General features: G+C 69.3%; 24 protein-coding genes. 15 read left to right on the plus strand and 9 right to left on the minus strand.

From position 1 onward, the window contains the following. Positions 1-10: 10 nt before the first annotated feature. Both C8D87_RS48480 and C8D87_RS03530 read right to left on the minus strand, forming a co-directional pair. Positions 11-133, minus strand: a complete 123-nt coding sequence (locus C8D87_RS48480) for a hypothetical protein (RefSeq protein WP_267899827.1) — start codon at positions 131-133, stop codon at positions 11-13. A 26-nt stretch (positions 134-159) separates the two neighbouring features. After that, positions 160-390 carry a hypothetical protein gene (locus tag C8D87_RS03530; RefSeq protein WP_109639541.1) on the minus strand — a complete coding sequence of 77 codons (231 nt, stop codon included), beginning with the start codon at positions 388-390 and terminating at the stop codon, positions 160-162. Between the two features lie 55 nt (positions 391-445). On the opposite strand from C8D87_RS03530, the gene C8D87_RS03535 reads away from it, so the two are divergent. The 5 genes from C8D87_RS03535 to C8D87_RS03555 all read left to right on the plus strand — a co-directional run bounded on the left by C8D87_RS03535 (position 446) and on the right by C8D87_RS03555 (position 6,564). After that, on the plus strand, positions 446-1,498 hold the full coding sequence (locus C8D87_RS03535) for a pyridoxal-phosphate dependent enzyme (protein ID WP_112225502.1): 1,053 nt from the start codon (positions 446-448) through the stop codon (positions 1,496-1,498). Positions 1,499-1,806: 308 nt separating this feature from the next. After that, on the plus strand, positions 1,807-2,274 hold the full coding sequence (locus tag C8D87_RS45645; RefSeq protein ID WP_170166294.1) for a hypothetical protein: 468 nt from the start codon (positions 1,807-1,809) through the stop codon (positions 2,272-2,274). Positions 2,275-2,332: 58 nt separating this feature from the next. Next, positions 2,333-2,710 carry a hypothetical protein gene (locus tag C8D87_RS03545; protein WP_112225503.1) on the plus strand — a complete coding sequence of 126 codons (378 nt, stop codon included), beginning with the start codon at positions 2,333-2,335 and terminating at the stop codon, positions 2,708-2,710. A 6-nt stretch (positions 2,711-2,716) separates the two neighbouring features. Further along, complete coding sequence (locus C8D87_RS03550) at positions 2,717-3,658, plus strand: hypothetical protein (RefSeq protein WP_112225504.1); 942 nt, start codon at positions 2,717-2,719, stop codon at positions 3,656-3,658. Next, positions 3,655-6,564: a CHAT domain-containing protein gene (locus C8D87_RS03555; protein ID WP_112225505.1), complete on the plus strand. Its 2,910-nt coding sequence runs from the start codon at positions 3,655-3,657 to the stop codon at positions 6,562-6,564. Before C8D87_RS03550 ends, C8D87_RS03555 begins: the two co-directional genes overlap by 4 nt. Before the next feature lie 16 nt (positions 6,565-6,580). Here C8D87_RS03555 and C8D87_RS03560 read toward each other — a convergent pair whose 3' ends face one another. The 5 genes from C8D87_RS03560 to C8D87_RS03580 are packed head-to-tail and all read right to left on the minus strand — an operon-like array spanning position 6,581 to position 10,703. Next, positions 6,581-6,955 (minus strand): MerR family transcriptional regulator, encoded by a 375-nt coding sequence (locus C8D87_RS03560; protein ID WP_112225506.1) that lies wholly within the window; start codon positions 6,953-6,955, stop codon positions 6,581-6,583. A 41-nt stretch (positions 6,956-6,996) separates the two neighbouring features. After that, positions 6,997-7,989 (minus strand): acyltransferase family protein, encoded by a 993-nt coding sequence (locus C8D87_RS03565; RefSeq protein WP_215732149.1) that lies wholly within the window; start codon positions 7,987-7,989, stop codon positions 6,997-6,999. Next, on the minus strand, positions 7,986-8,939 hold the full coding sequence (locus C8D87_RS03570; protein WP_233441880.1) for a D-alanine--D-alanine ligase family protein: 954 nt from the start codon (positions 8,937-8,939) through the stop codon (positions 7,986-7,988). Before C8D87_RS03570 ends, C8D87_RS03565 begins: the two co-directional genes overlap by 4 nt. Before the next feature lie 52 nt (positions 8,940-8,991). Then, positions 8,992-10,101, minus strand: coding sequence for an alanine racemase (alr, locus tag C8D87_RS03575; RefSeq protein ID WP_233441881.1), 1,110 nt, complete (start codon positions 10,099-10,101; stop codon positions 8,992-8,994). Further along, positions 10,086-10,703 (minus strand): M15 family metallopeptidase, encoded by a 618-nt coding sequence (locus C8D87_RS03580; RefSeq protein ID WP_112225508.1) that lies wholly within the window; start codon positions 10,701-10,703, stop codon positions 10,086-10,088. The genes alr and C8D87_RS03580 overlap by 16 nt, the downstream gene beginning before the upstream one ends. Positions 10,704-10,849: 146 nt before the next feature. Between C8D87_RS03580 and C8D87_RS03585 the strand changes: the two genes are divergently transcribed. The 4 genes from C8D87_RS03585 to C8D87_RS03600 all read left to right on the plus strand — a co-directional run bounded on the left by C8D87_RS03585 (position 10,850) and on the right by C8D87_RS03600 (position 13,998). Continuing rightward, positions 10,850-11,644: an MBL fold metallo-hydrolase gene (locus C8D87_RS03585; protein ID WP_112225509.1), complete on the plus strand. Its 795-nt coding sequence runs from the start codon at positions 10,850-10,852 to the stop codon at positions 11,642-11,644. A 21-nt stretch (positions 11,645-11,665) separates the two neighbouring features. Next, entirely contained in the window at positions 11,666-12,517 is an 852-nt protein-coding gene (locus tag C8D87_RS03590) for an NAD(+)/NADH kinase (RefSeq protein ID WP_112225510.1), read from the plus strand. Then, positions 12,514-12,987 carry a GNAT family N-acetyltransferase gene (locus C8D87_RS03595; RefSeq protein WP_112225511.1) on the plus strand — a complete coding sequence of 158 codons (474 nt, stop codon included), beginning with the start codon at positions 12,514-12,516 and terminating at the stop codon, positions 12,985-12,987. The genes C8D87_RS03590 and C8D87_RS03595 overlap by 4 nt, the downstream gene beginning before the upstream one ends. 69 nt (positions 12,988-13,056) lie before the next feature. Then, positions 13,057-13,998 (plus strand): alpha/beta fold hydrolase, encoded by a 942-nt coding sequence (locus C8D87_RS03600; RefSeq protein ID WP_112225512.1) that lies wholly within the window; start codon positions 13,057-13,059, stop codon positions 13,996-13,998. On the opposite strand, the gene C8D87_RS48825 is transcribed toward C8D87_RS03600, so the two are convergent. Beyond that, positions 13,979-14,425: an MFS transporter gene (locus tag C8D87_RS48825; RefSeq protein ID WP_325049617.1), complete on the minus strand. Its 447-nt coding sequence runs from the start codon at positions 14,423-14,425 to the stop codon at positions 13,979-13,981. The genes C8D87_RS03600 and C8D87_RS48825 overlap by 20 nt on opposite strands. 532 nt (positions 14,426-14,957) lie before the next feature. Beyond that, positions 14,958-15,947, minus strand: coding sequence for a helix-turn-helix domain-containing protein (locus tag C8D87_RS03610; protein WP_112225513.1), 990 nt, complete (start codon positions 15,945-15,947; stop codon positions 14,958-14,960). 131 nt (positions 15,948-16,078) lie between these two features. Here C8D87_RS03610 and C8D87_RS03615 point away from each other — a divergent pair, with 131 nt between their 5' ends. The 6 genes from C8D87_RS03615 to C8D87_RS03640 all read left to right on the plus strand — a co-directional run bounded on the left by C8D87_RS03615 (position 16,079) and on the right by C8D87_RS03640 (position 25,770). Continuing rightward, positions 16,079-17,029 (plus strand): alpha/beta hydrolase, encoded by a 951-nt coding sequence (locus tag C8D87_RS03615; protein WP_112225514.1) that lies wholly within the window; start codon positions 16,079-16,081, stop codon positions 17,027-17,029. 414 nt (positions 17,030-17,443) lie between these two features. Beyond that, positions 17,444-18,649 carry a glycoside hydrolase family 5 protein gene (locus tag C8D87_RS03620; RefSeq protein WP_112225515.1) on the plus strand — a complete coding sequence of 402 codons (1,206 nt, stop codon included), beginning with the start codon at positions 17,444-17,446 and terminating at the stop codon, positions 18,647-18,649. Between the two features lie 171 nt (positions 18,650-18,820). Next, complete coding sequence (gene chvE / locus C8D87_RS03625) at positions 18,821-19,903, plus strand: multiple monosaccharide ABC transporter substrate-binding protein (protein ID WP_109639558.1); 1,083 nt, start codon at positions 18,821-18,823, stop codon at positions 19,901-19,903. Between the two features lie 26 nt (positions 19,904-19,929). Continuing rightward, the gene (gene mmsA, locus C8D87_RS03630; RefSeq protein ID WP_112226245.1) at positions 19,930-21,435 is read left to right on the plus strand and encodes a multiple monosaccharide ABC transporter ATP-binding protein; all 1,506 of its coding nucleotides are present in this window, start codon (positions 19,930-19,932) and stop codon (positions 21,433-21,435) included. Next, on the plus strand, positions 21,432-22,646 hold the full coding sequence (gene mmsB, locus C8D87_RS03635) for a multiple monosaccharide ABC transporter permease (protein ID WP_112225516.1): 1,215 nt from the start codon (positions 21,432-21,434) through the stop codon (positions 22,644-22,646). The genes mmsA and mmsB overlap by 4 nt, the downstream gene beginning before the upstream one ends. A 31-nt stretch (positions 22,647-22,677) precedes the next feature. Continuing rightward, a complete protein-coding gene (locus tag C8D87_RS03640) occupies positions 22,678-25,770 on the plus strand; it encodes a family 43 glycosylhydrolase (RefSeq protein ID WP_109639560.1) in 3,093 nt (1,030 codons plus the stop codon). Positions 25,771-25,800: the final 30 nt, after the last annotated feature.

Here is a 25,800-nt window from a genome sequence, read left to right on the forward strand (position 1 = left end):
GCAGTCGGGCTCAAGCCCTGTTCAAGCGCTCGTAGAGCCACCCGAACCGGTCAATTCGCCACAGCTGCGCGACCACGGCGAGTACCGCTCCGAACACCGTCGGCCACACCTCCGGGCCCACCACGCCGGGCATGATCAACCCGAAGCCCGCCGATCCCGCTAGTCCCGCGGCCCTCTCAGCGTCAGAACCACCCGCAGCACGTGCTCGACCGCGGCCGGGAACAGGGCGCCCCGCAGCTCGTCGCGGTGCGCGAGCGTCTGGCCCGCGAACTCGACCATGCGCTCCGGCCCCATCCTGCGGACCACCAGTGCCGCGACCTCCTCCAGGTCGAGGCCGGGGTTGTCGAGGCGGGTCAGCGCGAACTCGACGATCAGCTCCTCATCGGTCACAGGCACCTCCTCCCCAGAGATTCGTCGGATTCTTCCACCGATACAGATCGAGAACATGCGCTGGACCGACGATCGGCGCCACCGCACGCTGGTGCTCATGAAGTTCATGCGGCCAGACGCCCGCGCCTGGAGGTGCCCGCCCGCACCCACCGGCGTGCGGGACTTCCACGCGCGACTTCCCGGCTACGCGCCCACACCCCTGACCGAGCTCCCCGCCCTCGCGACGGAACTCCGCGCCGACCGGCTGTTCGTCAAGGACGAATCCTCCCGGCTGGGGCTGCCCGCTTTCAAGGCTCTCGGCGCATCGTGGGCCGTTCACCGCGTTCTGGCAGACCAAACGGAACAGGTCACGCTCACCACGGCAACCGACGGCAACCACGGCCGCGCAGTGGCCCGCATGGCGCGCCTGTTCCACCAACGCGCGCACATCTTCGTGCCGCACAACGTCCACCCGCACGCCATCGAAGCCATCAAGGCCGAACAGGCTGAGGTCACGGTCGTCCGGGGAACGTACGACGACGCGGTCCGGATGGCCGCCGAAGCCGACGGAATCCTCGTCCAGGACATGGGATGGCCCGGCTACGAGCAGATCCCTGCCTGGATCGTCGAGGGCTACGGCACGCTGTGCGCCGAGATCGACGAGCAACTGCCGGACGAACCCGACCTCGTCGTCATCCCGGTAGGCGTGGGTTCGTTCGCCCAGGCCGTGATCACCCACTACCGCAGCCGCGACTCGCGCACGAGACTCCTGGCCGTCGAACCGGACCAGGCCGCCTGCGTCCTGGCAAGCCTCATCGCAGGCGAGCTCAGGACCGTTCCCACGAGCGACACGATCATGGCCGGGCTCAACTGCGGCACACCCTCGGCCACCGCGTGGCCGTTCCTGCACAACGGCCTGGACGCCGCCGTGGCCATCTCCGACGCCGAATGCGCCCTGGCCGTCCGGGATCTCCACGCCCTGAACGTCCACTCCGGACCCTGCGGCGCCGCATCACTGGCCGGGCTCCGCGCCGTCCGCGACGACCTCGGAGACCTCGGCACGGTCGTCCTCATCAGCACCGAAGGCAGCGCCGCCAACCCGTGGGGAGACTCCGGTGAATCCGCGTGACCTGCTCGCCGAACTGATCGCCATCGACTCGGTCAACCCGGACCTCGTCCCCGGCGGCAACGGCGAGACAGCCATCGCCGACCACTGCACCGATCGGTTCAAGCACAACAACTTCGAGGTCCATCGCCTGGAGCAATGCCGGGGCAGGCCGTCGCTCGTCGCCGTCAGGAGAGGAACCGGCGGCGGCAAGTCGTTGATGCTCAACGGCCACATCGACACGGTCGGCACGTCCGGTTACGACGGCGACCCGCTCGCGCCGGAGACAACGATCACCGGCTTCTGCGGCTGGCGGGGTAGGGTCCTGCCAGGTGAAGCGCTGCCAGATCTACTCCAGGCGCGACGATCTGCTCGTCGTGGCACAGGCGAGGACCGGCACCGGCTTGTGGATCTCCTGGCCACCGTTCACCAAGGTGCCGCTGGACGCGCCCGCCGAGGACATCGGGGCGCTCTTGCTGTCCGCCCTGGACAAGACCACGTACGACGTCCCGGCGCCGAACTTCCGCACCGATCCGATGCCCATCACACCGGTTCTCGCACTCGCCGGGGTGAAGACGTGGGGCGCGTTCGTCAAGGGCACCGAACTCGTCGGAGCCGAACTGGACGACGGGCGGCTCTCGCTCGTTCCCAGGGTGAACAGGGGCAGCCGTCGGGGCTTCGACCACCCGGACGCCGAGCAGATCGTGCGCGCCGCGGAGCTCGATCCGGCCACGATCGGGCAGCTGCTCAAGGACCTGTTCGGAGCGCCCGTTCGTCCGGGCGGCTCATCGACGTCCTGACCAGAACGATCACCGGCTTCTGCGGCTGATGGTGTATGGATGTGTTCGGGAGGGCGGGATGCGTGATGAAGACATCGTGGCCGCGGCGCGCACGATCCGGACGGATCCGATGATCGGTTCGGTCGCTGAGCCGCTCGACGACCTGCTCGCACGCGCCGACGCCGGGGAACGCGTGGCCGACGACATTCTGGAGCTGCTGACTGCCGAGCCCGCGCTGCGCGAGGAGATGCGCCGCCGTCTGCCGCAGGAACAGGACACCAGCCGCACGGCCGACCAGCTCGGGTCGTATCAGGCTCTGCCGGGACACGGGGCCCCGTCGGCGGAGATCCTCTACCGGTGTTCGACCTGCGACTACGAATACCCGATCTTCGAGGTCGGTGAGCCCGTCCCGGACAGCTGCCCGCGAGGGCACGGCCGGCTCGACCGGATTCGGTGACGCCGGATGCTCAGTGCACTCGGGGCCGGCCTCGGGACCAAGGTCGCCGAGCGGTGGGCCGGTCTGCTCGGCTCCCCCGCGCTGGTGTTCTGGATCGGCGGCCTGCTGGCGTGGACGTGGGGACACGGCGGGTTCGCCGGTCCGAACTCGGGCTGGCGAGAGCTCGAACGCTGGTGGGCAAGGTCCTTCGGCACCACGTCCGTAGCCGTGCAGGCTTTCGTCGCCGTGCTGTTGTTGCTCCTGGTGGCGGGGTCGGCGCGGCTGGGCGAGTCGCTGATCTTCGGTGTGCTGCGGTTGCTGGAGGGCTACTGGCCGCGCTGGGCCCGGCCGCTCAGAGTCGTGATGGTCGCGTTGCGAGGAAGGGTCGTTCGTCGCCGTGCCGAGCGCTGGCGGGCGTTCGCCCGGCGTCGCGAGGAGCTCACGACCGCGGAACGCGCCGAGTACGCCTCCCTGAACCGGTGGCGGGCGGGTGTGCCGGCCGATCCCGGCGATCGGATGCCCACCAAGCTCGGTGACGTGCTGAGGGCGGCGGAATCCCGGTCCCGGCACCGGTACGGTCTGGACGCGGTCGTCTGCTGGCCGCCGCTGTGGCTCGCCATGCCGGACACCGCTCGCGCAGAGGTTTCCGCCGCCCGCACCCAGCTGGACGACGGCGCGAGGTTGTGGTTGTGGAGCCTGCTTTTCTGCGTGTGGACGCCTTTCACGTGGTGGGCTCTGGGCGTCGCGCTGCTCGGCATGATCGTCGGCTACCGCGTGGCGCTGGCCGGATCCGCCACCTACGGCCGGCTCGTTCAGACGTGCTACGACCTGTACCGCAAGGACCTTTACGCCGCGTTGGGGCATGAAATGCCCACCGACCCGCAACTGGAGATCGAGGCAGGCCGGCGGCTGACGGCACACCTGGAGCGCGGTCCCGGACTCACGAGCGCGGCGGGAGAGGCAGGGTGAACGGGCGGCGTGCGGAGGAGCAGCTGGGGTGGCAGCCGATCCCCGACGTGCCTCGCCGCTTCCAGCGTCTGCTCGCGAAAGCCGGAAGTCACCTCGACCGCTGTGTGGTGGAGGGAGACCTGTCGCACCAGATCCTGGTGGCCGAGACGCTCGACCGAGTGGTGGCGGACAGGAAGTTCGCCGCGAGTCCCGTCGCGTTCCGGGTCGCGGTGCTGAACCGCGCCGGAATCGCGCACAACTGGTGCGGCATCAACGAGTCCAGCATCCCGGACCTGGAGGCGGCGGCGAGGTTGTTCGCCGCGGGCCTGCACCTGGTGCCGGCCGGGAGCCTCGAGCAGGTCCGGCTGGACTGCAACCTCGCCGGCACGCTTCGTCACCTTCACGACTGGACCGGTGACCGGACCAGGCTCGACGACGGCATCAGGCATGCTCGACGTGCCGCTGCGCACGTCGAGGAGGGGACCCCGCTGGCAGCTTTGTGCGACAGCGCGCTCGCTCTCCTGTTGCGGAGGAAGTTCCTGCTCGGCGACCTGGACGTGCTGGACGAGGCGATTCGCCACGCGGAGCGCGCCGCGTCCGTGCCCAGCCTCGTAGAACTCCGGGACACCCTCGCCGACCTGCTGTCCGACCGGTACGAGGCGCGTGGCGGTCTCGACGACCTCAGCCGCGCGATCGAGTTCTACCGGCAGATCCTCGCGGGCGGCAGGCCGACTGCCCCCGCGTCACCGACGGGGCTGCCCGCCCGGCTCGGAAACCTTCTGCGCGACCGGTATCTCCGCACCCGTGACCCCTCCGACATCGAAGAAGCTGTTCGGCTGCTGACTGAAACAGTCAACGCGAACCGGCCCTTCGGGGCGACGTTGAGCAACCTCGGCAGCGCCCTGCTGACCCGCTACCACGCCAACGGTGACATGGCCGATCTGTGGTCCGCGGTCGACCTGCAGACGAGGGCACTCGCCGCAACTGCGGACATGGAGCCTGACGCGAACATGGCCGGCAGCCACAACAATCTCGCCAACGCGCTCACGGAAGCCGCCCGTGCCAACTCCGATCCGGCACTCGGCGAGCAGGCGATCGAGCACTACCGGACGGCGCTCCGTCTCACTCCCGAAGGTGACGTCGGCCGATCGTCGCGGGAGTACAACCTCGGCCGCGCCCTGCAGGCGCAGAGCAAACTCACCAACGACGACACGCTGGTCGACAGTGCGGTGGCCGCCTACCGGCAGGCCGTTCACCACGGCTTCAGCGCCTCACTGGAGTGGGCGCTGTCCGCCGCACGCCTGTGGGGCGACTGGGCGGCCGAACGCGGCGCCTGGCCGGAAGCGGCCGAGGCGTACGGCTACGCGCTCGAGGCCACCCAGCGGCTGTTCCGCACGCAGTTGCTGCGCGAGGACAAGGAAACCTGGCTGGCCGACTCGCAGGGCCTGCCCGCCGAGGCCGCCTACGCCATGTTCCGAGCCGGCCGCTCCGAGGACGCGGTCGTCGCCCTCGAAGCCGGACGCGGCCAGCAGCTGGCGGAAGCACTCGAACGCGACCGCGCCGAGCTCGACCACCTGGCCGGCACGGAACACGCCGAGCTGGCCGGCCGGTACCGCGTCGCGGCCGCGGCGTTGGACAGCGCGACGCGGAAGGGAGCCGGACCAGCCGAACTGCACGGTCATCGAGACGCTCTCGATCAGGCGATCAACGCCATCCGGGGGATCGACGGCTACGAACGCTTCCTCCTCGCCCCCACGATCTCCGACGTCCACCGCGCCGTCCCACCCGGCTCCGTGATCGTCTACCTCGCCGCGGCACAACCGGCAGGACTCGCGTTGACGGTGCACCCGGACGACCAGATCCGAGGCGTGGAGCTGCCCTCGGCAACCGCCGCCGCCGTGGGAAACCGGGCCCGCGCGCTGCTCGACGCACGCCACTCGGCGTCCACGGGACCCGGACGCTGGCAAGGCACGCTGGACGCGGTGACCCGCTGGGCCTGGCAGGCGATCACGGCACCGGCACTCACGACCACCGGAGGCGCCGACCGGATCATCGTCGTGCCTTCCGGCATGCTCGCCATGCTCCCCGTGCACGCGGCCTGGAAGCCGGACCACGACACGTCGAGCACCCGCCGCTACCTCCTCGACGACATCACGGTCACCTACGCCCCGAACGCCCGCAGTCTCGAGATCACCGGCCGCATCGCGGCACGAACCCCCGCCGAGCGACTCGCCGTGGTCGTCGATCCCCGGCCCACGTCCCGCCAGCCGATCGGCTACGCCCGCGCCGAGGCCGCCTGGGTCACGCACTGGTTCCCGCGCACGACCTCCCTCGAAGGCGAGCAGGCCGACCACGCGAACGTGGCCGCCGCCGCGGTGGATGCCGAGGTCCTCCACTTCATCACGCACGGCCACGCCAACCCGGACAGTCCCCTCGACAGCGCCCTGATCCTGGCTGGCGACCACGAGCTCACGCTCCGCGAGATCCTCGAGCTACGACCCGAAACCCCCGGCCGCGGTCACGAAGCACGTCTGGCGGTGCTGTCCGCGTGTGACACCGACCGTCCCGGCACGACCCTGCCCGACGAGGTCGTCAGCCTTCCCAGCGGTCTGATCCAGGCCGGGTTCGCCGGCGTCGTCGCCACCCAATGGGCGATCCGCAGCGAGGCCGTCAGCCTCCTCATGGCCCGCTTCTACCAGCTCTGGAAGGACGAGCGGTGCCCGCCGGCGGCAGCGCTGCGCGCGTCCCAGAAGTGGCTGAGGGACACCACCAACGCGCAGAAGATCCAGGCCCTCAGCGGCGTGGCTGCCCGATCCTCCGATCACGACCTGCTCAGCCTCGTCCGCAACCTGCAACTGCGCGACCCGGACGCGCGCCCCTACCTCCACCCGTCGGACTGGGCCGGCTTGAGCTACCACGGCTCCTGACGAAGCGCGGACCAACCTAGGTGGCGAGTGCCTGCTTGAACTCGGGACACTCGACCAACGGCTCATGCGGGCAGGCCGAGGCGTGCTGCAGGCTGTGCCGCATGCGTTGCAGCCGGGCGATGTCCTCGTCCAGCTCCGCGACCTTCTCGGCCATCCTGGCTCGCACGGCGGCGTCGGCGGGAGTCGCGCCCAGGAACCGGCGGATCTCCGCGATCGAGAACCCCGCCCGGCGCGCGCAGTTGATCAGCTCCAGCCGGTGCAGCACCTCTGGCTCGTAGGTGCGGCGCAGGCCGTTGCGGCCGCTCGAGGCGAGCAGCCCCTTCTTCTCGTAGAACCGCAGAGCCGACGGGGCGAGCCCCGTCTTCTCGGCGACCTCGGCGATGTCCAACACCCGTTCGAGGCTAATCGCGATCTTGCCATTCTTCGAACAGCTCAAGAAGGGGTGGCTGGAGCTGGGGAACGGCCACCTCGCCGCATGACCGGTTCCTCCACGTAACGCCAGCTGAGCGCCGCCGCCACGATCGTGAGCACCGCCGCGATCGGCCCGGCGGCGCCGCCCAGCTCCGGTCGCAGCCACAGGGTCAGCGGGTAGTTCCACAGGTAGGCGCCGTAGGAGAGCACTCCCAGCGCCACCAGCGGGCGGATCGGCGTCGCCACCCGTTCCCACTTCGACCAGGACAGCAGCAACACCGCGGTGCAGGCCGCGATCGCCGGACCCGCCACCAGGTACGTCAGCGCGTGGCCCCGCAACGGGACCACCGACAACACCGCCAGGCCGGTGAGCGCGACCGGCACCGCCCAGCGCGGCACCGCAGACCCCCTGAGCCTCGTCGCCGCGCCGACCACGAAGCACACGAACCACGACGTCGGCAGCGCGTAGGCGTTGTCGGCGTGCGGCCACAGCCAGACGAGGGTCGCTGTGCAGGCCGCGAGCGCCGCCAGTGCCGTGACGGCCAGCGCCGCGCCGACCTTGTTGCGCGCCCACGCGAACGCCAGCAAAGCAGGCCACAGCAGGTAGAACTGCTCCTCGGTGGCGAGCGTCCAGCTGTGGAACGCCGCCGGGCTCACCCCGCTGATCGGCAGGTTGCCGGTGAACGTGACCAGCACGATCGCCGTCTTGAGCAGCTTGTCACGTTCGCCCAGCGGGTCGAACACGAGCGTGACCAGCACGAACACCCCCAGCAGAGCGAGCAGTGCCGGCAGCAGCCTGCGCGCGCGGCGCAGGTAGAACCGCTTGAAGTCGACGCGTCCCCTGGTGCCGAGCTCGCGGCTCAGCACGCCGGTGATCAGGTAGCCGCTCACCGTGAAGAACACGACCACGCCGACCACACCGGCACCGGGGAACACGTCCGGGAACGCGTGCCTCAGCATCACGAGCAGAATCGCGATGCCGCGCAACACGTCCAACCCGGCGATGCGCTTCACCGCATCGCTCCCCTGACGAGCTTGTCCAGCAGGTCCGAATAGGACAGTCCGGCGGCCGCGAACATCTTGGGCACCTGCGACTCCGCCGTCATGCCGGGCATGGTGTTGACCTCGTTGAGCACCAGGCCGTCGTTCGTCAGGAAGAAGTCGACCCGAGCCAGCCCGCGGCACCCGAGCGCCTCGTAGACCCGCAACGCGGAGTCCTCCAGGGCCTTGAGCTCCGTGTCGTCCAGCGGAGCCGGGATCACGAACGTCGCGCTGCCGTCGTACTTCACCGTGGTGTCGAAGAGACCCGGCACCGCGATCTCCAGCGGTGGCCCGGTCCGGCGGCCCTCGTCCGGGTCGTCGAGCACCGCGATGTCGATCTCGCGGCCCTCCAGCACCTCCTCGACGAGCACCCGGTCGTCCAGCTCCAGCGCCTGGCGGACGGCGGGTTCGAGGTCCGCCTCGTGCTCGACGAGCCGCACCCCGAAACTCGACCCCGCCGCCACCGGCTTCACCACGACAGGACCGGTGAAGTCCACAGTGGACGCATCCGTGACCAGCCTGCCCCTCGCCGTGCGCACCCCGACCGCCTCGGCGACGAGCTTGGTGGCCCACTTGTCCATCGCGAGCGCACCGGCCCGCAGCGGTGAGCCCACGTAAGGCACCCCGGCCAGTTCACACAGGCCGGCCAGTGTGCCGTCCTCACCCAATGGTCCGTGGATCAGCGGCAACACGACGTCGCACGTCGCCAGCACGTCGAGCGAGCCGGCGAGGCTGCGCGAGTTCAGCGTGCCGAGCACCTGACCGTCCGGCCCGGACCACCTGCCGTCCCGGCCGATGGTGAGCGGCACGGCCTCGTACCTCGCCGGATCCAACGCCGCCCGCACGGACGCCGCCGACGCCACCGACACGTCGTGCTCGCAGTTCTGTCCGCCGCCGATGACGGCGACCCTGATTCTCCTCAACGCCACAACACCTCAGACTTGGTTTTTGTCGACACTGAAGCTATAGAGACAGTCAACGAACGTTTCGCCGCACCCGCGCCCCGATGCCGGTCACGATTTCGTGCGGGATCGTCCCCGCCCACCGAGCCCAGTCCTCCACCGTCGGCTCGCCGTCGTTCCCCGCCCCGAACACCACCGCCTCGTCGCCGGGCGCCACGGCGTCGTCCCCGACGTCGACCACGACCTGGTCCATCGAGATCACTCCGGCGACCGGCCTCCTGCGCCCGCCCAGAAACACCTCGGCCCGCCCGGAAGCCGCCCGCGGGAGCCCGTCCGCGTACCCGACGGGCAGCAGCGCCAGCGTGGTCGCGCGCTCGGTCACGTACGAATGCCCGTACCCCACCCCGGAACCGGCCTCGACCCGCCGCACCTGCACCACCGGCGCCGTGAGCCGCAACGCGGACCGCAGCCGGGTGGTCCCGGACGGATCGATCCCCACCAGACCCGCGCCGATCCGGACCACGTCCAGGTGAGAGCTGGGATCCGTCAACGCGGCGCTCGTGGCGGCCAGGTGCCGGACCGCAGGCCGCAACCCCGCCTGACGGGCCATCTCCACGCCACGCAGCAACGCCCGCCGGCCGGTCGCGTTGGCCCCCGGCGTGTCCGCGCACGGCAGGTGCCCCATCACCCCGACGACCGAGATCTTCCCGGCCAGTTCCGCGCGCCGGGCCGCGGACATCAACGCCAGCCACGAGTCCGGCGAGGCGCCGTCGCGTGCCATGCCGGTGTCGAGCTGCAGGTGCACCCGGACCGGCCCGGCCTGCTCGATCACCGCCAGGTGGTGCAGGCTCGGCACGCTCAGGTCGATCCCGTACCGCACCGCCGTGCGGACGTCGGCGTCCACCGGGTTCAGCCAGCTCAGCACCGGAACGTCCACACCGGACTCCCGCACCGCCACCGCCTCGGCCAGCGACGTGACGCCGATCCACGTCGCGCCGGCCGCGACCGCCGTCCGCGCGACGTCACCGAGCCCGTGCCCGAACCCGTCCGCCTTGACCACGGCCATGACCTCGCCGCGCGCCAGCGACACGAACCGCCGGGTGTTGGCCGCGACCGCCCCCAGGTCCACCGACAGCGACGGCTCGGCGGCGGCCTGGCGGAGGCTCGTCACGAGCGCGCCCACGCCGGCACCTCCACTGGTCCGTAGACGGCGTGGTCGGCCCCGGTCAGCAGGGCCCAGTAGCGGTCGCCGTAGGACCAGTGCCACCACTCGGTCGGATAGTTGACCAGGCCCGCACCGCTCAACGCGTCGGCCAGCACGGTCCGGTTGCGCCGTGCCTCCGGGTCCACCTCGGCGTTGAAGAAGCACGCGCCGCCGCTCTGCTCCGGCGTGGCGTCGATCTCGGTGCCCATCCACAGCTCGTCGCCCCACGAGTCGACCAGCGTCAGGTCCACGGCCGCGCCCGCGACGTGCGGCGCGACGGCCAGCGGTGCCACGAACCGGCTCGACAGCCGGCTCAGCTCGACGGCATCGGCCGACGGGTGGAGCTCCCGCAGCTCGTCGGTGTACCGCTCGATGATCGCGTTCTGGTCGGCGACGCTGCGGTGCCCCTCGACCACCCGCAGGTCCACACCGGACGGCAGCGCGTTGCGCGCCTCGACGAGCCGCAGCGCGAGCCCCTGCCTCACCAGCACGTCAGGCGCGAAGATCAGTGGTACCAACGGATCACCGTTGTCGAGCACGCGAACGGCGCGCACGACCGGATCAGCTAGCAGGATGGTCATGTGGCCAAACCTAGGAACGCGCGACCACTCCGGACTCCTCCTCAAGGTCATCCCCGCACGCCGATCGGCCGGTTCGGCAGCGTCCACATCAGCCGATCGGCCGAGGCCTTGACTTGAACCGCGGTTCAAGTCGCAAGCTCGACCCCATGAAGATCCACCACCTGAACTGCGGTTCCGTCCGCGAGATCGATCCCACCTGCGAAGGCCTGCCGAGCACTCCGGCGGTGAACCACTGTCTGCTGGTAGAGACCGACAACGAGCTGGTTCTCGTCGAAACCGGACTCGGCCTGGACGACGTCCGCCGGCCGCACGAGACCCTCGACCCGGCGTGGGTGGAGATGGCCGCGCCGGCGTTGAACGAGGACGAAACGGCCATCCGGCAGGTGGAGCGCCTCGGCTTCTCACCGTCCGACGTCAGGCACGTCCTCGTCACGCACCTCGACGTCGACCACTGCGGAGGCCTGCCGGACTTCCCCGACGCCACGGTCCACCTGCTGGAGGCCGAACTCCGTGCGGCCATGGGGGAAGCCCCGAGCCGGCGCTACCGCCCTGCCCATTGGGCCCACGGTCCACAGTGGCGCACCTACGAGTCCACAGGCGACCCGTGGTTCGGCTTCACGGCGATCCAGCCGACCGGTCTCCCGCCGGAGATCAAGCTCGTCCCGATGGGCGGCCACACCGCCGGGCACGCGGGCATCGCCGTGCACGACGGCAGCAAGTGGCTCCTGCACTGCGGCGACGCCTACTACTACCACCGCGAACTGGACGAAAACCCCGAACCACACCCCTTGCTCGACATCGTGCAGACCAGCTCCGAGGTCGATCACGACAAGAGGATCGACACGCAGGCCCGGCTGAGGATCCTCGCGCGCGACCACGCCGACGAGGTCACGCTCTTCAGCGCACACGACCCGTGGGAATTCGGCAAACTGGCGTCGTGACCTCATCGAGGAAGTGCTGACGTGCACGCCGCCGGCCTGGTGCTGCACCCGCAACGAGACTCCGCCGCCGCCGTCGAGGCGGTCCTCGGCTGGGCGGCCAAGCGCGGCGTCGAGATCCTCGGCATCTCCGACGAGATCCAGCGACTGCGCTGCGAGGCCACCCCGGTCTCCGCGGAGGAGCTGGGCCGCCGCGCCGACCTGGTCGTGAGCCTCGGCGGCGACGGCACGATGCTGCGGGCGATGCGCCTGGCCGACGGCGAGCGCGCCCCGGTCCTGGGCGTCAACCTGGGCAAACTCGGTTTCCTGGCCGAGGTGGACATCCCCGACCTGCCCGCGGCGCTGAGCGCGATCGACGCCCGCGAGTTCACCGTCGAGCCCCGCCTGGCCGTCGACGCGGTGTTCAGCGGCGGCAAGGTCACGGCGTTCAACGACATCGCCGTCGTCCGCATCCCCGGCGAGGGCAGCGCGCGGGTGGCGGTGCGCGTGGCGGGTCAGCCGTTCGTCAGCTACGCGGCGGACGCGGTCATCGTGGCCACCCCGACCGGCTCGACCGCGTACAGCTTCTCCGCGGGCGGTCCGATCACGAGCCCGTCCGTCGAGGCGGTGCTGGTCACCCCGGCCGCACCGCACTCCGCCTACAGCCGCGGGGTGGTGCTGTCGGTGCACGACGACGTGGACCTCGACCTGCTGCCGTCCAGCGGGCGGCTGGCCGTCGAGGTGGACGGGATGGTCGCGGGCTACGTCGAGCCGGGCGAGCGCGTGTCGTTGAAGGCCAGGCCCGGTGCCGCGCGGGTGGTGCGGCTCGGGATGACGACGTTCTACCAGCGGGCGCGGCGCAAGCTGCGGCTGACGGACTCGGCGGAGCTCGGATGAGGCTGCGCGAGTGGACCGTCGACGACGCGGCCTGGTACGCGGAAGCCACCAGGGATCCGGAGGTCCAGCGCTACACCACCGATCCGCCGACGATCACCGCGGCACAGGTCGCCGCGGCGATCGAAGGGCTGCGGACCAACCCCGCCACCGCGTCGTTCTGCGTCGAGGACGCGGGTGAGCGCTGCGGCAACGTCGCGGTCGACCTCGCGGACGGCGTCGGCCACGTGTCCTACCTGATCGCGGCGCAGGCACGCGGACGCGGACTGGCCACCAGGGCACTCGCGGAGTTCGTCGCGTGGATCTTCGCGAACCACCCGGTCGACGAGCTGCGGTTGTGGACGCACCGCGACAACACCGGATCCCGCAAGGTCGCCGAACGCGCCGGCTTCGTCCGCGACCCGGCACGCGACGACGACCGCGAGGTCAAAGGGACGAACTGGCCAACTGTGGCCTACCGGCTCTGTCGATGAACCGGACATCTCGGCCTAGTCTCTACGCGCGCTCGGCGAGCGCCGGGCGCGGTAGATGGGGGTACCGAGATGTCAGAGTTGAACAGACGCAGTGTGTTCGCCTTAGGCGCGGGCATCGCCGCGTTGAGTGCCACGGGTGTCGCGTCCGCCGAGAGCAACCACGAAGCGGACCTGCCGGGATTCCGGCACAACTACGCCCAGGTCAACGGAGTGCGCCTGCATTACGTGACGGGCGGGCGCGGTGAGCCCCTCGTGCTGCTGCCCGGCTGGCCGCAGACGTGGTGGGAGTACCACAAGATCATGCCTGCGCTGGCCACGAAGTTCCGGGTCATCGCGGTCGACCTGCGGGGCATGGGCGGGTCGGAGAAGCCCCAGGGCGGCTACGACAAGAAGACCATGGCGGCCGACATCCACGAGCTCGTGAAGAAGCTCGGGTACGAGAAGGCGAACATCGCCGGGCACGACATCGGGAGCCAGGTCGCGTTCAGCCTCACGGCCAACTTCCCCGACGCCGTGCGCAAGGTGGCGTTGCTGGACGTGTTGCACCCCGACGAGAGCTATTACCACATCCCGATGCTGCCGCCGCCCGGCCAGTTCAGCCTGTGGTGGTTCGCGTTCAACCAGGTGCAGACGTTGCCGGAACAGTTGCTCGCCGGACGGTTCCGGTACCTGATCGACTGGATGTTCGAGAACACCTCGTTCAACCCCGCGGCGATCGACGAGCGGTCCAGGGCGATCTACGCGCGGGCGTACAACTCGCCGGAGGCCATCCGGGCGAGCAACGGCTGGTACAAGGCGTTCCACCAGGACATCGCGGACGGCAAGGCGTACGCCAAGCTGACGCCGCCCGTGCTCGGGCTCGCGTCCGTCCTGTCGTACGAGCAGATGGTCGCCGCGCTGCCGAACGTCGCGGTCGACTCCAAGGTGGTCGCGGTCGAAGGCGCCGGACATTGGCTCGCGGAGGAGCAGCCCGACGCCGTCGCCCGTGCGCTCACGGAGTTCTTCGGCTGAGCCGAGGGATGCACGCCGCGACCGCGCACGCCAGCAGCGCGGTCGCGGCGCCCAGGCCCATGATCAGGCGGAAGCTGAACGGGATCGTCACCCGCGTCAGCACCACACCGGCCACCGCGCTGGAGATCGACGTGCCGATCGCGCGCATCAACGTGTTGAGGCTGTTGGCCGCGGCGGTGTCCGATGCCGGCACGGCCGCCATGATCAGCGCGGGCATCGCGCCGTACGCGAGACCGGTACCGGCACCGATCATCGCTGACACCACGACTAGCTGCCACACCGCGGACATCAGGAAAATCCCGGCGCCATAACCAGAAGCGACCACGACGGCGCCCAGCATCAGCGTCGCGCGCGGGCCGCGCGTGTTCGAGATCCGTGCCGACACCGGCGCCATCGCCATCATGACCAGCCCGGACGGCACCAGCACCGGTGACGAGCAGCGACTGCCCGAGCCCGTGGCCGGTGGACGAGGGCAGCTGCAGGATCTGCGGCAGCACCAGCGACTGCGCGAACATCGAGAACGCGAACACCGCCGAAGCGACGTTGGTCAGCAAGACCTGGCGACGGGCCGCGGTGCGCAAGTCCCCCAACGGCTGGGATGACCGCAGTTCCCACCAACCCCACAGCAGCAGCACGACACCGGCCGCGACGAACAGTCCCGCGGTCGTGCCACCACTCAGCTCGGACGCCTTCGAGACGCCGAGCAGCAGGCACACGAGCGCGACCGAAAGCCCGGCCGCGCCAACGAGGTCGAAGCGGCCACCGGTGCGGACGGCGGCCACCGGCACGAACACCAGCACCGAAGATCCACGTACACGGCTTCATCGGCCCCGAGGTCTCCGTTGTGGAGGGAAGCCTGGCCGAACGTCGTTTCGTGGCACGCTTTCATCGCGACGGCGAGCTGACCGGTGTGCTGGGCTGGAACATGCCCGAGCAGGCCAGGCAGCACCGCCGGGAGCTCACTCCGGGTTGTCCCGCAACCGCCGCAACATCAACGCCAGGTACAGCCTGAACCGCCCGTACGCCGAGTCGAGCTCGAACCCGAGCATCGACTCGGCACGGGCGAACCGTGCGGTCATCGTGCTGTGATGCCGGTGCACCGCGGCCGCCGCCTTGCGCACCGACCCGGTCGCGCTGAGCGCTTCCAGTGCCGTGATCAGGTCCGGCTCGGCACCGAGCCGGTCGAGCACCTGCACGTCGTGCAGCGCCGCGATGTCAGGGGGCTCCAGCTGTTCGGCCAGAATCGCGAGGCTGCCCAGCCGCTCCCACCACATGACCGGTGCGCTGTCCGAGGTGAACCTCAACGCCGTCCGCGCGGCCCGCCACGACTTGACGGCGTCGACGGCGGGCAGCAGCGGCCCCACCCCGAGCCGCCCGTCGACCTGGGGGACCTCGGTGGCCAGCACCGCCCGCACCGTGCCCAGCAACGCCGACCGCCCGCCGATCTCACCCGTCGCGGCGAGCACCCGCAACGGGCTCGTCGACGCGATGCCGAGCAGGTGCAGCGCACGGGACCGTTCCGCGGTGCCGACGCTTTCCGAGAGCACCAGTTCGACGAGCGCGGGATCACCCAGCTCGGGCAGCGGGACGCTGGAGTGCTCGAGCAGAACCGCCGCGGCGATCGCGAAGCGCTCCAGCAGCATGTCGTCCAACGGCGCGGGCTCGCCCTCGCGCGCGACCCACACCTCCACGCCGTCTTCGAGCGACCGCACCACCGCCTTGGCGGGCACCGGCCCCGCGGTGACGGCGGCGCCGGAGTCGGCCCGCAGCGAGAGCCCCTTCCCGGGCGCGTGCAGGCCGGCCGGGCACCCGGCGAGCTCGGCCGTGTTGCGCACCAGGATGTCGAGGCCCGCGCGCTCGGTGATCAGCCGATCGAAGAACCCGATCACCCGCACCGCGTTCTCGGCGTCGGCGTCCAGCGCGGACAACCTCAGCAGCAGGCCTCTCATCCCGCCACCATAACCTCCGGCAGGTCACTGTCAGACCGCCAGAACGGCCCCGCCACCTGGCGTGCCGGACACCCCGATTGCCCGCCACGTGTCGGCTGCCCGCGCCGCCGCCCCGAGCCGAGGATCGTCGCATGAGCTACGCCATCGACCCCGAACTGCTGCCCTGGCTCGACATGCTGCCGGCGGTCGCGTTGACCGACTACGAGTCCCTCGTGGCCGCGAGGGACCAGCGGTCGCGGCTGAACGACCTCCTGCCGTCCTACGAGCCCGTCAACCCGATCGACGTCCGCGACACCGCGGTGCCCGGTCCCTCCGACGCTCCGGACGTGCCGGTGCGCGTCTACAGCCCGGCCGGGCGCACGGAGGCGGTGCCGGGGCTGGTCTACATCCACGGCGGCGGCTTCGTCCTCGGCGACCTCGACATGTTCCACGCGATCGTGCTGCGGCTGGTGGACGAGCTGGGCATCGTCATCGTGTCGGTGGACTACCGCCTCGCGCCCGAGCACCCGTTCCCGGCGCCGGTCGAGGACTGCTACGCCGCCCTGAAGTGGGTGGCGGCCAAGGCCGACGAGCTGGGCGTCGACCCCCAGCGGATCGGCGTCGGCGGGGAGAGCGCGGGCGGCGGGCTCAGCGCCGGCACCGCCCTGCTGGCCCGTGACCGCGGCGGTCCCGAGCTCTGCTTCCAGTACCTCGGCATTCCCGAGCTGGACGACCGGCTGGACACGGACTCGATGCGCGACTACGTCGACACCCCGTTGTGGAACCGGCCCAACGCCATCTTCAGCTGGGCCAGCTACCTCGGTACCGAACCGGGCGGCGACGACGTCTCGCCGTACGCGGCGCCCGCCCGCGCCACCGACCTGGCGGGCCTGCCGCCCGCGTTCGTGACGACCTGCCAGTACGACCCGCTGCGCGACGAGGGCATCGAATACGCCCGCCGCCTCGCGCACGCCGGTGTGCCGACCGAGCTGCGCCACTACCCCGCCACCTTCCACGGCTCCGCGTTCATCGAGAGCGCGGCCATCACGCGCCGGATGTTCGCCGACGAGGTCGACGCACTGCGCCGGGGACTGCGGCTCTGACTTCCGGCTGCCGAACCCGCGCGTCCGCAGGGGCGCGCGGGTTTCGTTTTGTTCGACAGTCGATTCGACAAACCAATTCCGTCCCAAATGAAGATTTTCCCGCACAGGTCTCAATACGACCGAACCCGCGCCGGAGCCGAGGTGTCCAACGATCCCGGAATCGCCCTGATCGGATGACATAGCCGCAGTTCACCGGATTGAGGACGAGGTGGACGGGTTGCGTTGAAACTCTGCCGAAGGGAGCCTGGCCCCGCCCGCGCAAAGTCTTCCAGCCGCCGGGTCGAACGCGCTCCGGTGCACCGAAGGGTGATCAGTTGAAAGCTTGACCACCTCCCGCGATCAGCCCTACCGTCAGCACGGAAAACACTTTCTGAGGTCCTACAAATAACCGCCGCCGAAGAAAGGAGCGCCGGAATGCCTTTTGACAGACGAAAGGTCCGCGGCATCTCGCTCGCCGTCCTGCTGACGGTCGCCACGTCCGTCACCGGCCTGACGAACCAGGCGGCGGCGGACACGATGACCCAGCTGAACGCGGCACGCATCGTCGCCGACATGGGCGCGGGCTGGAACCTGGGCAACCAGATGGAGGCCAACTCCAACGGGATTCCCAGCGAGACCGCCTGGGGCCAGCCGACCATCACGCAGGCCCTCGTCGACAAGGTGAAGGCGGCCGGGTTCAAGACCATCCGGATCCCCGTCTCCTACCTCGGCCACATCGGCCCCGGCCCGAACTACACGATCAACTCCGCCTGGCTCAACCGGATCCAGCAAGTCGTCAACTACGCCTACAACCGCGGCATGCAGGTGCTGATCAACATGCACGGCGACGGCTACAAGACCATCAACGGCGCCTGGCTGATCTGCGACGCGGCGAACCAGACGGCGATCAGGGACAAGTACCAGAAGGTCTGGCAGCAGATCGCGACCCGGTTCGCGAACTACGACCAGCGCCTGATCCTCGAGTCGATGAACGAGAACTTCGACGGGCAGTGGGGCGCGCCGACCCAGCCGTGCTACTCGAACATCAACAGCTACAACCAGATCTTCGTGGACACCGTGCGCAGGGCGGGCGGCAACAACCCGTCCCGGTGGCTGCTCGTGCCGGGCTGGAACACGAACATCGACTACACGGCCGGCAACTACGGGTTCGTGGTGCCCACCGACCGGTACCGCTCCCCGTCCATCCCCGGCAACGAGAAGCGCATCATGATCTCCGTCCACTACTACGACCCGTGGGACTTCGCCGGCGAGGAGAACACGAGGATCACGCAGTGGGGCCGGGCGTCGACGAACCCGGCGAAGAAGTCGACCTGGGGCCAGGAGGACCATCTCGACCGGCAGTTGAAGAAGATGTACGACAAGTTCGTCACGCAGGGATACCCCGTGGTCGTCGGTGAGTACGGCGCGATCGACAAGGCGTTCGCCGACTCCGCGAACCCCAGGTACCGCGCGGACTACGTGCGCGCCGTCGCGGCCACCGCCAAGAAGTACGGCGCGGCCGCCGTCTACTGGGACAACGGCTACACCGGCCAGTACGGGTTCGGGATGATCGACCGGCGGACGCTCGCGGTGACCCAGCAGGGCATGATCAACGCCATCATGAGCGGTACCGCCGGGTGACCAGGCGACTGCTCTGGGCCGCCGCGGCTGGTGCCGCGGCGGCCCTCACCAGCAGGAACCCCGCCAAGCCGCAGGTGGGACCGATCCAAGTCTGTGAGCGCTAACATCAATTTGGTTTCGGAGTTAACAAGACCTTGACGAGCAGGTTGTTAGCGATAACACTCGCCGCCTATGAGGTTCCCGCAGATCGCCGCCGCCGCGCTGGTGCTCACCCTCTCGGCCTGCGGTTCGGCACAGAAGACGATCGACCAGCAGAGCGGGTCGAGTGAGGGCGCGCTCGTGGGCGTCACCATGCCGACCCGGTCGTCGGAACGATGGATCCACGACGGCGACAACATCAAGAAGGCCCTGGAAGCCAAGGGTTACAAGGTCGACCTCCAGTACGCGGAGAACGACATCCCCACGCAGGCGAACCAGATCGAGAACCAGATCACCAAGGGCGCCAAGCTCCTGATCGTGGCCTCGATCGACGGCACCGCGATCACGTCGCAGCTGCAGCAGGCAGCGGACGCCAAGATCCCGGTGATCGCCTACGACCGGCTGATCAGGCAGAGCCCGAACGTCGACTACTACGCGACGTTCGACAACTTCAAGGTCGGCGTGGAGCAGGCGAACTCGCTCCTGGCCGGGCTGAAGACGCGTGGTGAAGGACCGTTCAACATCGAGCTCTTCGCCGGCTCGCCGGACGACAACAACGCCACCTTCTTCTTCAACGGTGCCATGTCCGTCCTGCAGCCGCTCATCGACCAGGGCAAGCTCGTCGTGAAGTCCGGCCAGAAGGACTTCAAGACGGTCGCGATCCTGCGCTGGGACCCGGCCACCGCGCAGAAGCGCATGGAGGACCTGCTCACCTCGACCTACGGCGGTGCCAAGGTCGACGGCGTGCTGTCCCCCTACGACGGCATCTCGATCGGCATCCTGTCGGCGCTCAAGAGCAGCGGCTACGGCACGGCCGGCCAGCCCTACCCGATCGTGACGGGACAGGACGCCGAGGTCGCGTCGGTGAAGTCGATCATCGCCGGTGAGCAGTACTCGACGATCCACAAGGACACCCGCAAGCTCGCCGAGGTCACCGTGACGATGGCAGACGCCGTGCTCAAGGGTGGCAAGCCCGAGGTGAACAACACCAAGGACTACGACAACGGCGTCAAGGTCGTGCCGTCGTTCCTGCTGCAGCCGGTTCCGGTCGACAAGGCGAACTACCAGAAAGAGCTGATCGACTCCGGCTACTACACCGCCGACCAGCTCAGGTAAGAACCGTGTCTGACGAAATCCTGGTGATGCGCGGCATCACCAAGAGGTTCGCGGGTGTCACCGCGCTGCACGACGTCTCGTTGAGCGTGCGGCGCGGTGAGATCCACGCGATCTGCGGAGAGAACGGCGCCGGCAAGTCCACGCTGATGAAGGTGCTGTCCGGGGTTCACCCGCACGGCACGTACGACGGCGAAATCGTCTTCGACGGCGAGCCGTGCGTCTTCCACGGCGTGCGCGACAGCGAGCGGCGCGGCATCGTGATCATCCACCAGGAGCTGGCGCTGTGCGGGCAGCTCTCGGTGGCGGAGAACCTCTTCCTGGGCAACGAAAGAGCGCGGCGCGGGTTCATCGACTGGAACCGCACCAACCACGAGGCCCAGGCGCTGCTCGACCGCGTCGGCCTGCGGGAGAACCCGACGACGCCGGTCAACGACCTCGGTGTCGGCAAGCAGCAGCTGGTCGAGATCGCGAAGGCACTGTCCAAAGAGGTCAGCCTGCTGATCCTGGACGAGCCGACGGCGGCGCTCAACGACGACGACTCGCAGCACCTGCTCGACCTGCTCGACGGGCTGCGGGACGAAGGCATCACCTCGGTGATCATCTCGCACAAGCTCAACGAGGTCACCAGGATCGCCGACAGCGTCACGGTGCTGCGCGACGGCAAGACCATCGAGACGCTGCCCGCCAAGGGACTCAGCGAGGAGCGGATCATCTCGGGCATGGTCGGCCGCGACCTGGAGCACCGGTTCCCGCCGCGCACCCCGGACATCGGTGACGAGGTGCTGCGCATCGAGGACTGGACCGTGCACAGCCCGGCCCAGCCCGACCGCGTCCTCGTCGACCGCGCCACGATCTCGTTGCGGCGCGGTGAGATCGTCGGTCTCGCCGGGCTGATGGGCGCGGGCCGCACCGAGCTCGCGATGAGCGTGTTCGGCCGCTCGTACGGTGTCGGCGTCTCCGGCCGGGTCGTGAAGGACGGCGTGGAGATCGACACCCGGACCGTGCAGGCCGCCATCCGCAACGGGCTCGCGTACGTCAGCGAGGACCGCAAGCGCTACGGGCTCAACCTGATCGAGGGCGTGCAGCGCAACGTCTCCGCGGCGGCGCTGGGCAAGCTCTCGAAGAACGGCTGGGTGAACGAGAACGAGGAGTTCTCGGTCGCGGAACGGTTCCGCCGCTCGATGGGCATCCGCACGCCCGCGGTCTCGACCCAGGTCGGCACGCTCTCCGGTGGCAACCAGCAGAAGGTCGTGCTGGCGAAGTGGATGTTCACCGACCCGGACGTCCTCATCCTCGACGAGCCGACGCGCGGCATCGACGTAGGCGCGAAGTACGAGATCTACTCGATCATCAACGACCTCGCCGCGCAGGGCAGGGCCGTGCTCGTGATCTCCTCCGAGCTGCCGGAGCTGCTGGGCCTGTGCGACCGGATCTACGCGTTGTCCGAGGGCCGGATCACCGGAGAGGTGAACCGTGCGGAGGCAACGCAGGAACGCCTGATGCAGTACATGACGCGAGGACAGAACTCATGACCACGAAGACCGCGACCACAGCGGCCACCGCACCGACGGCTCCCCAGAGCCGGCTCTCCATCAACCTGCGGCAGTCCGGCATCTACGTCGCGTTCGCACTGATCGTCGTTCTCTTCGCGGTGCTGACGGACGGCGCGCTGCTGCAGCCGCAGAACATCTCGAACATCATCGTCCAGAACTCCTACGTGCTGATCCTGGCGATCGGCATGATCCTGGTGATCATCGGCGGGCACATCGACCTGTCGGTCGGCTCGACGGTGGCGCTGACCGGCGCGATCTGCGCGGTGCTGACCGTCCAATGGGGACTGCCGTGGCCGGTCGCCGTGCTGCTGACGCTCCTCGCGGGCGCGATCATCGGTGCGGCGCAGGGCTACTGGATCGCGTACTTCGGCATTCCCGCGTTCATCGTGACGCTGGCGGGCATGCTCGTGTTCCGCGCGCTGACCCTGACCACGCTGGGCAACCAGGGCATCGGGCCGTTCCCGGACGAGATCCGCTCGCTGGCCAACGGTTTCACCGGCGGCTACCTCGGCAACATCGGCCTCGGCCCGCTCGGCGGCGCCGACCTGGTCAGCCTGCTGGCCGGCCTGCTGTTCGTGGCCGGGTTCGCGTTGTCGCAGTGGCGCAAGCGGGCGGCCCGGCTCGGCTACGGCCAGGCCGTCGAACCGATGCCGCTGTTCGTGCTCAAGATCGTCGGTGTCGGCGTCGTCGTGATGGCCGTCGTCGTGCAGCTCGCGCGGTTCCGCAACCTGCCCTGGGTGCTGGTGCTGCTCGCGGCGCTCGCGCTCGGCTACTCCTTGATGGCCAACAACTCCGTGTTCGGACGGCACATCTACTCGATCGGCGGCAACCTGCAGGCCGCCACGTTGTCCGGCGTGAAGGTCAAGGCCGTCACGTTCTGGGTGTTCGTGAACATGGGCGCGCTGGCCGCGCTCGCGGGCGTCATCTTCGCCGGACGGCTCAACCAGGCAGGTCCGACCGCGGGCACGGCGTTCGAGCTCGACGCCATCGCGGCGGCGTTCATCGGTGGCGCGGCCGTCCAGGGCGGTGTCGGCAAGGTCGTCGGCGCCATCACCGGCGGCCTGATCATGGGCGTGATCAACAACGGGATGTCGCTGATCGGCGCTCCCAGTGAGCAAGTGATGCTCGTGAAGGGACTGGTCCTGCTCGCGGCGGTTGCCTACGACGTGTGGACCAAGAGAAGGGCCTGACCCCCTGCAAATCGGAAGGCAGACAACAAAGATGTTGTTATCCCTGCGTCGCCTCGGCGTCGTTCTGGCGGTGACGGCCGCGCTGGTACCCCTCCCTGCCAACGCGGCCGAGTCCGTGGTGAAGAGCGCCGCCGAGGCGTTGTCCGTGCCGAACATCGACGACGTTCGCGGACACCTGACCCTGCCCACCACCGGCACCGGCGACACCACCGTCACGTGGACGTCGTCGGACCGGTCCGTGATCACCCCGACCGGCGAGGTCACCCGCCCGGCCACCGGAGCCAAGCCGGCCAAGGTCGTGCTGACGGCGAAGGTGAGCCGCGGGTACCAAAGCACGACGAGGAAGCTGACGGCCACGGTCGCCCCGCTGCCGGCCAAGGAACCGCTGGCGGGCTACAGCTTCTTCTATTTCACCGGCGAGGGCAGCCCGATCGGCGAGCAGATCTACGCCGCCGCCAGCAAGGGCAACAACCCGCTGGACTGGACCGAGGTCAACAACGGCCAGCCGATCCTCAAGTCCACCCTCGGTGAGCTGGGCGTGCGCGACCCGTTCATCCTCCGCTCCCCCGAGGGCGACAAGTTCTTCCTGCTGGCCACCGACCTGAAGATCAACGGTGGCCGCGGCTGGGACGCGGCGCAGCGCAGCGGCAGCCGGTCGATCATGGTCTGGGAGTCGACGGACCTCAGGAACTGGTCGCGTCAGCGCAGTGTCGAGGTGTCGCCGCCGACCGCGGGCAACACGTGGGCGCCGGAAGCCTTCTGGGACGCCAAGCGCGGCACCTACGTCGTCTACTGGGCCTCGAAGCTCTACGCGGAGAACGACCCCGGTCACACCGGCGACAGCTACAACCGCATGATGTACGCGACGACGCGTGACTTCGTGACGTTCAGCGCGCCGAAGGTGTGGATCGACCCCGGTTACTCCGTGATCGACTCGACGATCATCGAGGACAAGGGCACGTACTACCGGTACACCAAGGACGAGCGGAACAACACGTCGACCACGCCGTGCAGCAAGTTCATCACCGCGGAGAAGTCGACCGACCTCCTCGACCCCTCGTACGACTTCGTGGCGGAGTGCATCGGCAAGGCCACCCCGACCAGCCCGGGACTCTCGGCGGGTGAGGGGCCGACGGGCTTCAAGTCCAACACCGAGGACAAGTGGTACCTGTTCATCGACGAGTTCGGCGGCCGCGGCTACGTGCCGTTCGAGACGACCGACCTCGCGTCCGGCAAGTGGACGATGTCGACCGGTGCCAGGCTGCCCGCCTCCCCGCGCCACGGCACGGTTCTCCCGGTGACGCAGGCCGAGCTGAACCGGCTGACCGCTCCCCCGGCGCCGGTCAAGGCCGACGCGAAGGGCCTCGTCGCGCACTGGCCGCTCAACGCCACGTCCGGGCAGGTCGCCAAGGACGCCACCGGGCACGGCTACGACGGCGTGCTCGCGGGCAAGACGTCGTGGTCCGGTGGAGCGCTGTCGCTGTCCGGCGGGTACGTCCAGCTGCCGAACAACATGCTGACCGGAGCTTCGGCGGTCACGATGTCCGCGGACGTCCTCGTGGATCCCGGGCAGCAGACGCCGTACTTCCTCTACGGGTTCGGCAACACCGCACCGGACGGGGTCGGCAACGGATACCTGTTCAGCACCGGCGACTCGTATCGCGGCGCGATCGCGAGCGGGAACTGGACCACCGAACAGGTGGCGAACTCCGGCCGGGCGTTGCCGCGCGGTGTCTGGAAGAACGTGACGCTGACCGTCGGCAACGGGGCCGAGGTGCTCTACCTCGACGGTGCCGAGGTCGCGCGCAACACCAACGTCACGATCAAGCCGTCGGACATCGGCGGTGGCGTGACGGCAGCGAACTACCTGGGCCGCTCGGTCTACTCCGCGGACAAGACCCTCGTGGGCAGGATGAAGGACGTCCGGCTCTACAACCGCGCCCTGTCGGGTGCGGAGGTCGCCGCGCTGCCGTCGAACAGCACGATGATCAGCTCCGTCGAGCTGGCCTCGCTCAAGGTGCCCGCGGTGATCGACTCCGCGGCGAACACGGTCGTGCTGCCGGTCAAGCCCGGCACCGACCTGCGCAGGCTCGCGCCGAAGTTCGGTCTCGCCCCCGGCTCGAAGATCACTCCGTCCGGGACGGTCGACCTGCGCAAGCCCAAGAAGTTCATGGTGACCAACGCCTCGGGCGATCGTCGTGTGTGGACGGTCGAGGCACACCACATGCGCAGTCCTGTGCTGCCGGGCCTGAACGCCGACCCGAACATCATCACGTTCGGGGACACCTACTACATCTACGCGACGACGGACGGTTTCGACGGCTGGAGCGGCACGAAGTTCTCCGCGTGGTCGTCGAAGAACCTCGTCGACTGGAAGGACGAGGGCGTCATCCTCGACCTCGGCCCCGACGTCAGCTGGGCCGACAGGAACGCGTGGGCTCCGACGATCGCCGAACGCGACGGCAAGTACTACTTCTACTTCTGCGCAGAGGCGAAGATCGGTGTCGCGGTGTCCGACTCGCCGACCGGGCCGTTCGTCGACTCCGGCAAGCCGCTGGTGGCGAAGAACCCCAACGGTGGCCAGGCGATCGACCCGGCGGTGTTCATCGACAAGTCCGGCCAGCCGTACCTCTACTGGGGCAACGGTGAGGCCTACGTCGTGCCGCTGAACCCCGACATGGTCTCGTACGACCCGGCGAAGATCACCCGGCTGACCGGGCTCGACGGGTTCCGCGAGGGCCTGTTCATGGTGGAGCGCAAGGGAACCTACTACCTGAGCTGGTCGATCGACGACACCCGCAGCGAGGACTACCGCGTCGGGTACGCGACCGCGCCGAGCCCGCTCGGGCCGTTCACCAACCGCGGACTGATCCTCAGCAAGGACCCGAAGCTCGGCGTCCTCGGCACCGGCCACAGCTCGATGGTGCAGGTGCCGGGCACGGACGACTGGTACATCGTGTACCACCGCTTCGCGATTCCCGGCGGTGACGGCATGCACCGCGAGACCACGATCGACAGGATGCGGTTCAACCGCGACGGCACCATCGCGCCGGTCGTGCCGACCCTGGAAAGCGTGGCACCGCAGAAGATCCGGCCGCAGCACTGCCGGGCGCAGTACAACTGATCACCTGATGTCCCAGTGCCATTCGACGCC

Source organism: Lentzea atacamensis (assembly GCF_003269295.1).
In the GTDB taxonomy this organism is placed as follows: Bacteria; Actinomycetota; Actinomycetes; order Mycobacteriales; family Pseudonocardiaceae; genus Lentzea; species Lentzea atacamensis.

Excerpts from the sequence above, each read along its gene's own strand:
- C8D87_RS48480 (WP_267899827.1), bottom strand. The coding sequence starts at position 133 with ATGCCCGGCGTGGTGGGCCCGGAGGTGTGGCCGACGGTGTTCGGAGCG.
- C8D87_RS03535 (WP_112225502.1), top strand. The coding sequence starts at position 446 with ATGCGCTGGACCGACGATCGGCGCCACCGCACGCTGGTGCTCATGAAG.
- C8D87_RS03545 (WP_112225503.1), top strand. The coding sequence starts at position 2,333 with ATGCGTGATGAAGACATCGTGGCCGCGGCGCGCACGATCCGGACGGAT.
- C8D87_RS03550 (WP_112225504.1), top strand. The coding sequence starts at position 2,717 with ATGCTCAGTGCACTCGGGGCCGGCCTCGGGACCAAGGTCGCCGAGCGG.
- C8D87_RS03580 (WP_112225508.1), bottom strand. The coding sequence starts at position 10,703 with ATGACCATCCTGCTAGCTGATCCGGTCGTGCGCGCCGTTCGCGTGCTC.
- C8D87_RS03585 (WP_112225509.1), top strand. The coding sequence starts at position 10,850 with ATGAAGATCCACCACCTGAACTGCGGTTCCGTCCGCGAGATCGATCCC.
- C8D87_RS03595 (WP_112225511.1), top strand. The coding sequence starts at position 12,514 with ATGAGGCTGCGCGAGTGGACCGTCGACGACGCGGCCTGGTACGCGGAA.
- C8D87_RS03600 (WP_112225512.1), top strand. The coding sequence starts at position 13,057 with ATGTCAGAGTTGAACAGACGCAGTGTGTTCGCCTTAGGCGCGGGCATC.
- C8D87_RS03610 (WP_112225513.1), bottom strand. The coding sequence starts at position 15,947 with ATGAGAGGCCTGCTGCTGAGGTTGTCCGCGCTGGACGCCGACGCCGAG.
- C8D87_RS03615 (WP_112225514.1), top strand. The coding sequence starts at position 16,079 with ATGAGCTACGCCATCGACCCCGAACTGCTGCCCTGGCTCGACATGCTG.
- C8D87_RS03620 (WP_112225515.1), top strand. The coding sequence starts at position 17,444 with ATGCCTTTTGACAGACGAAAGGTCCGCGGCATCTCGCTCGCCGTCCTG.
- chvE (WP_109639558.1), top strand. The coding sequence starts at position 18,821 with ATGAGGTTCCCGCAGATCGCCGCCGCCGCGCTGGTGCTCACCCTCTCG.
- mmsA (WP_112226245.1), top strand. The coding sequence starts at position 19,930 with ATGCGCGGCATCACCAAGAGGTTCGCGGGTGTCACCGCGCTGCACGAC.
- mmsB (WP_112225516.1), top strand. The coding sequence starts at position 21,432 with ATGACCACGAAGACCGCGACCACAGCGGCCACCGCACCGACGGCTCCC.
- C8D87_RS03640 (WP_109639560.1), top strand. The coding sequence starts at position 22,678 with ATGTTGTTATCCCTGCGTCGCCTCGGCGTCGTTCTGGCGGTGACGGCC.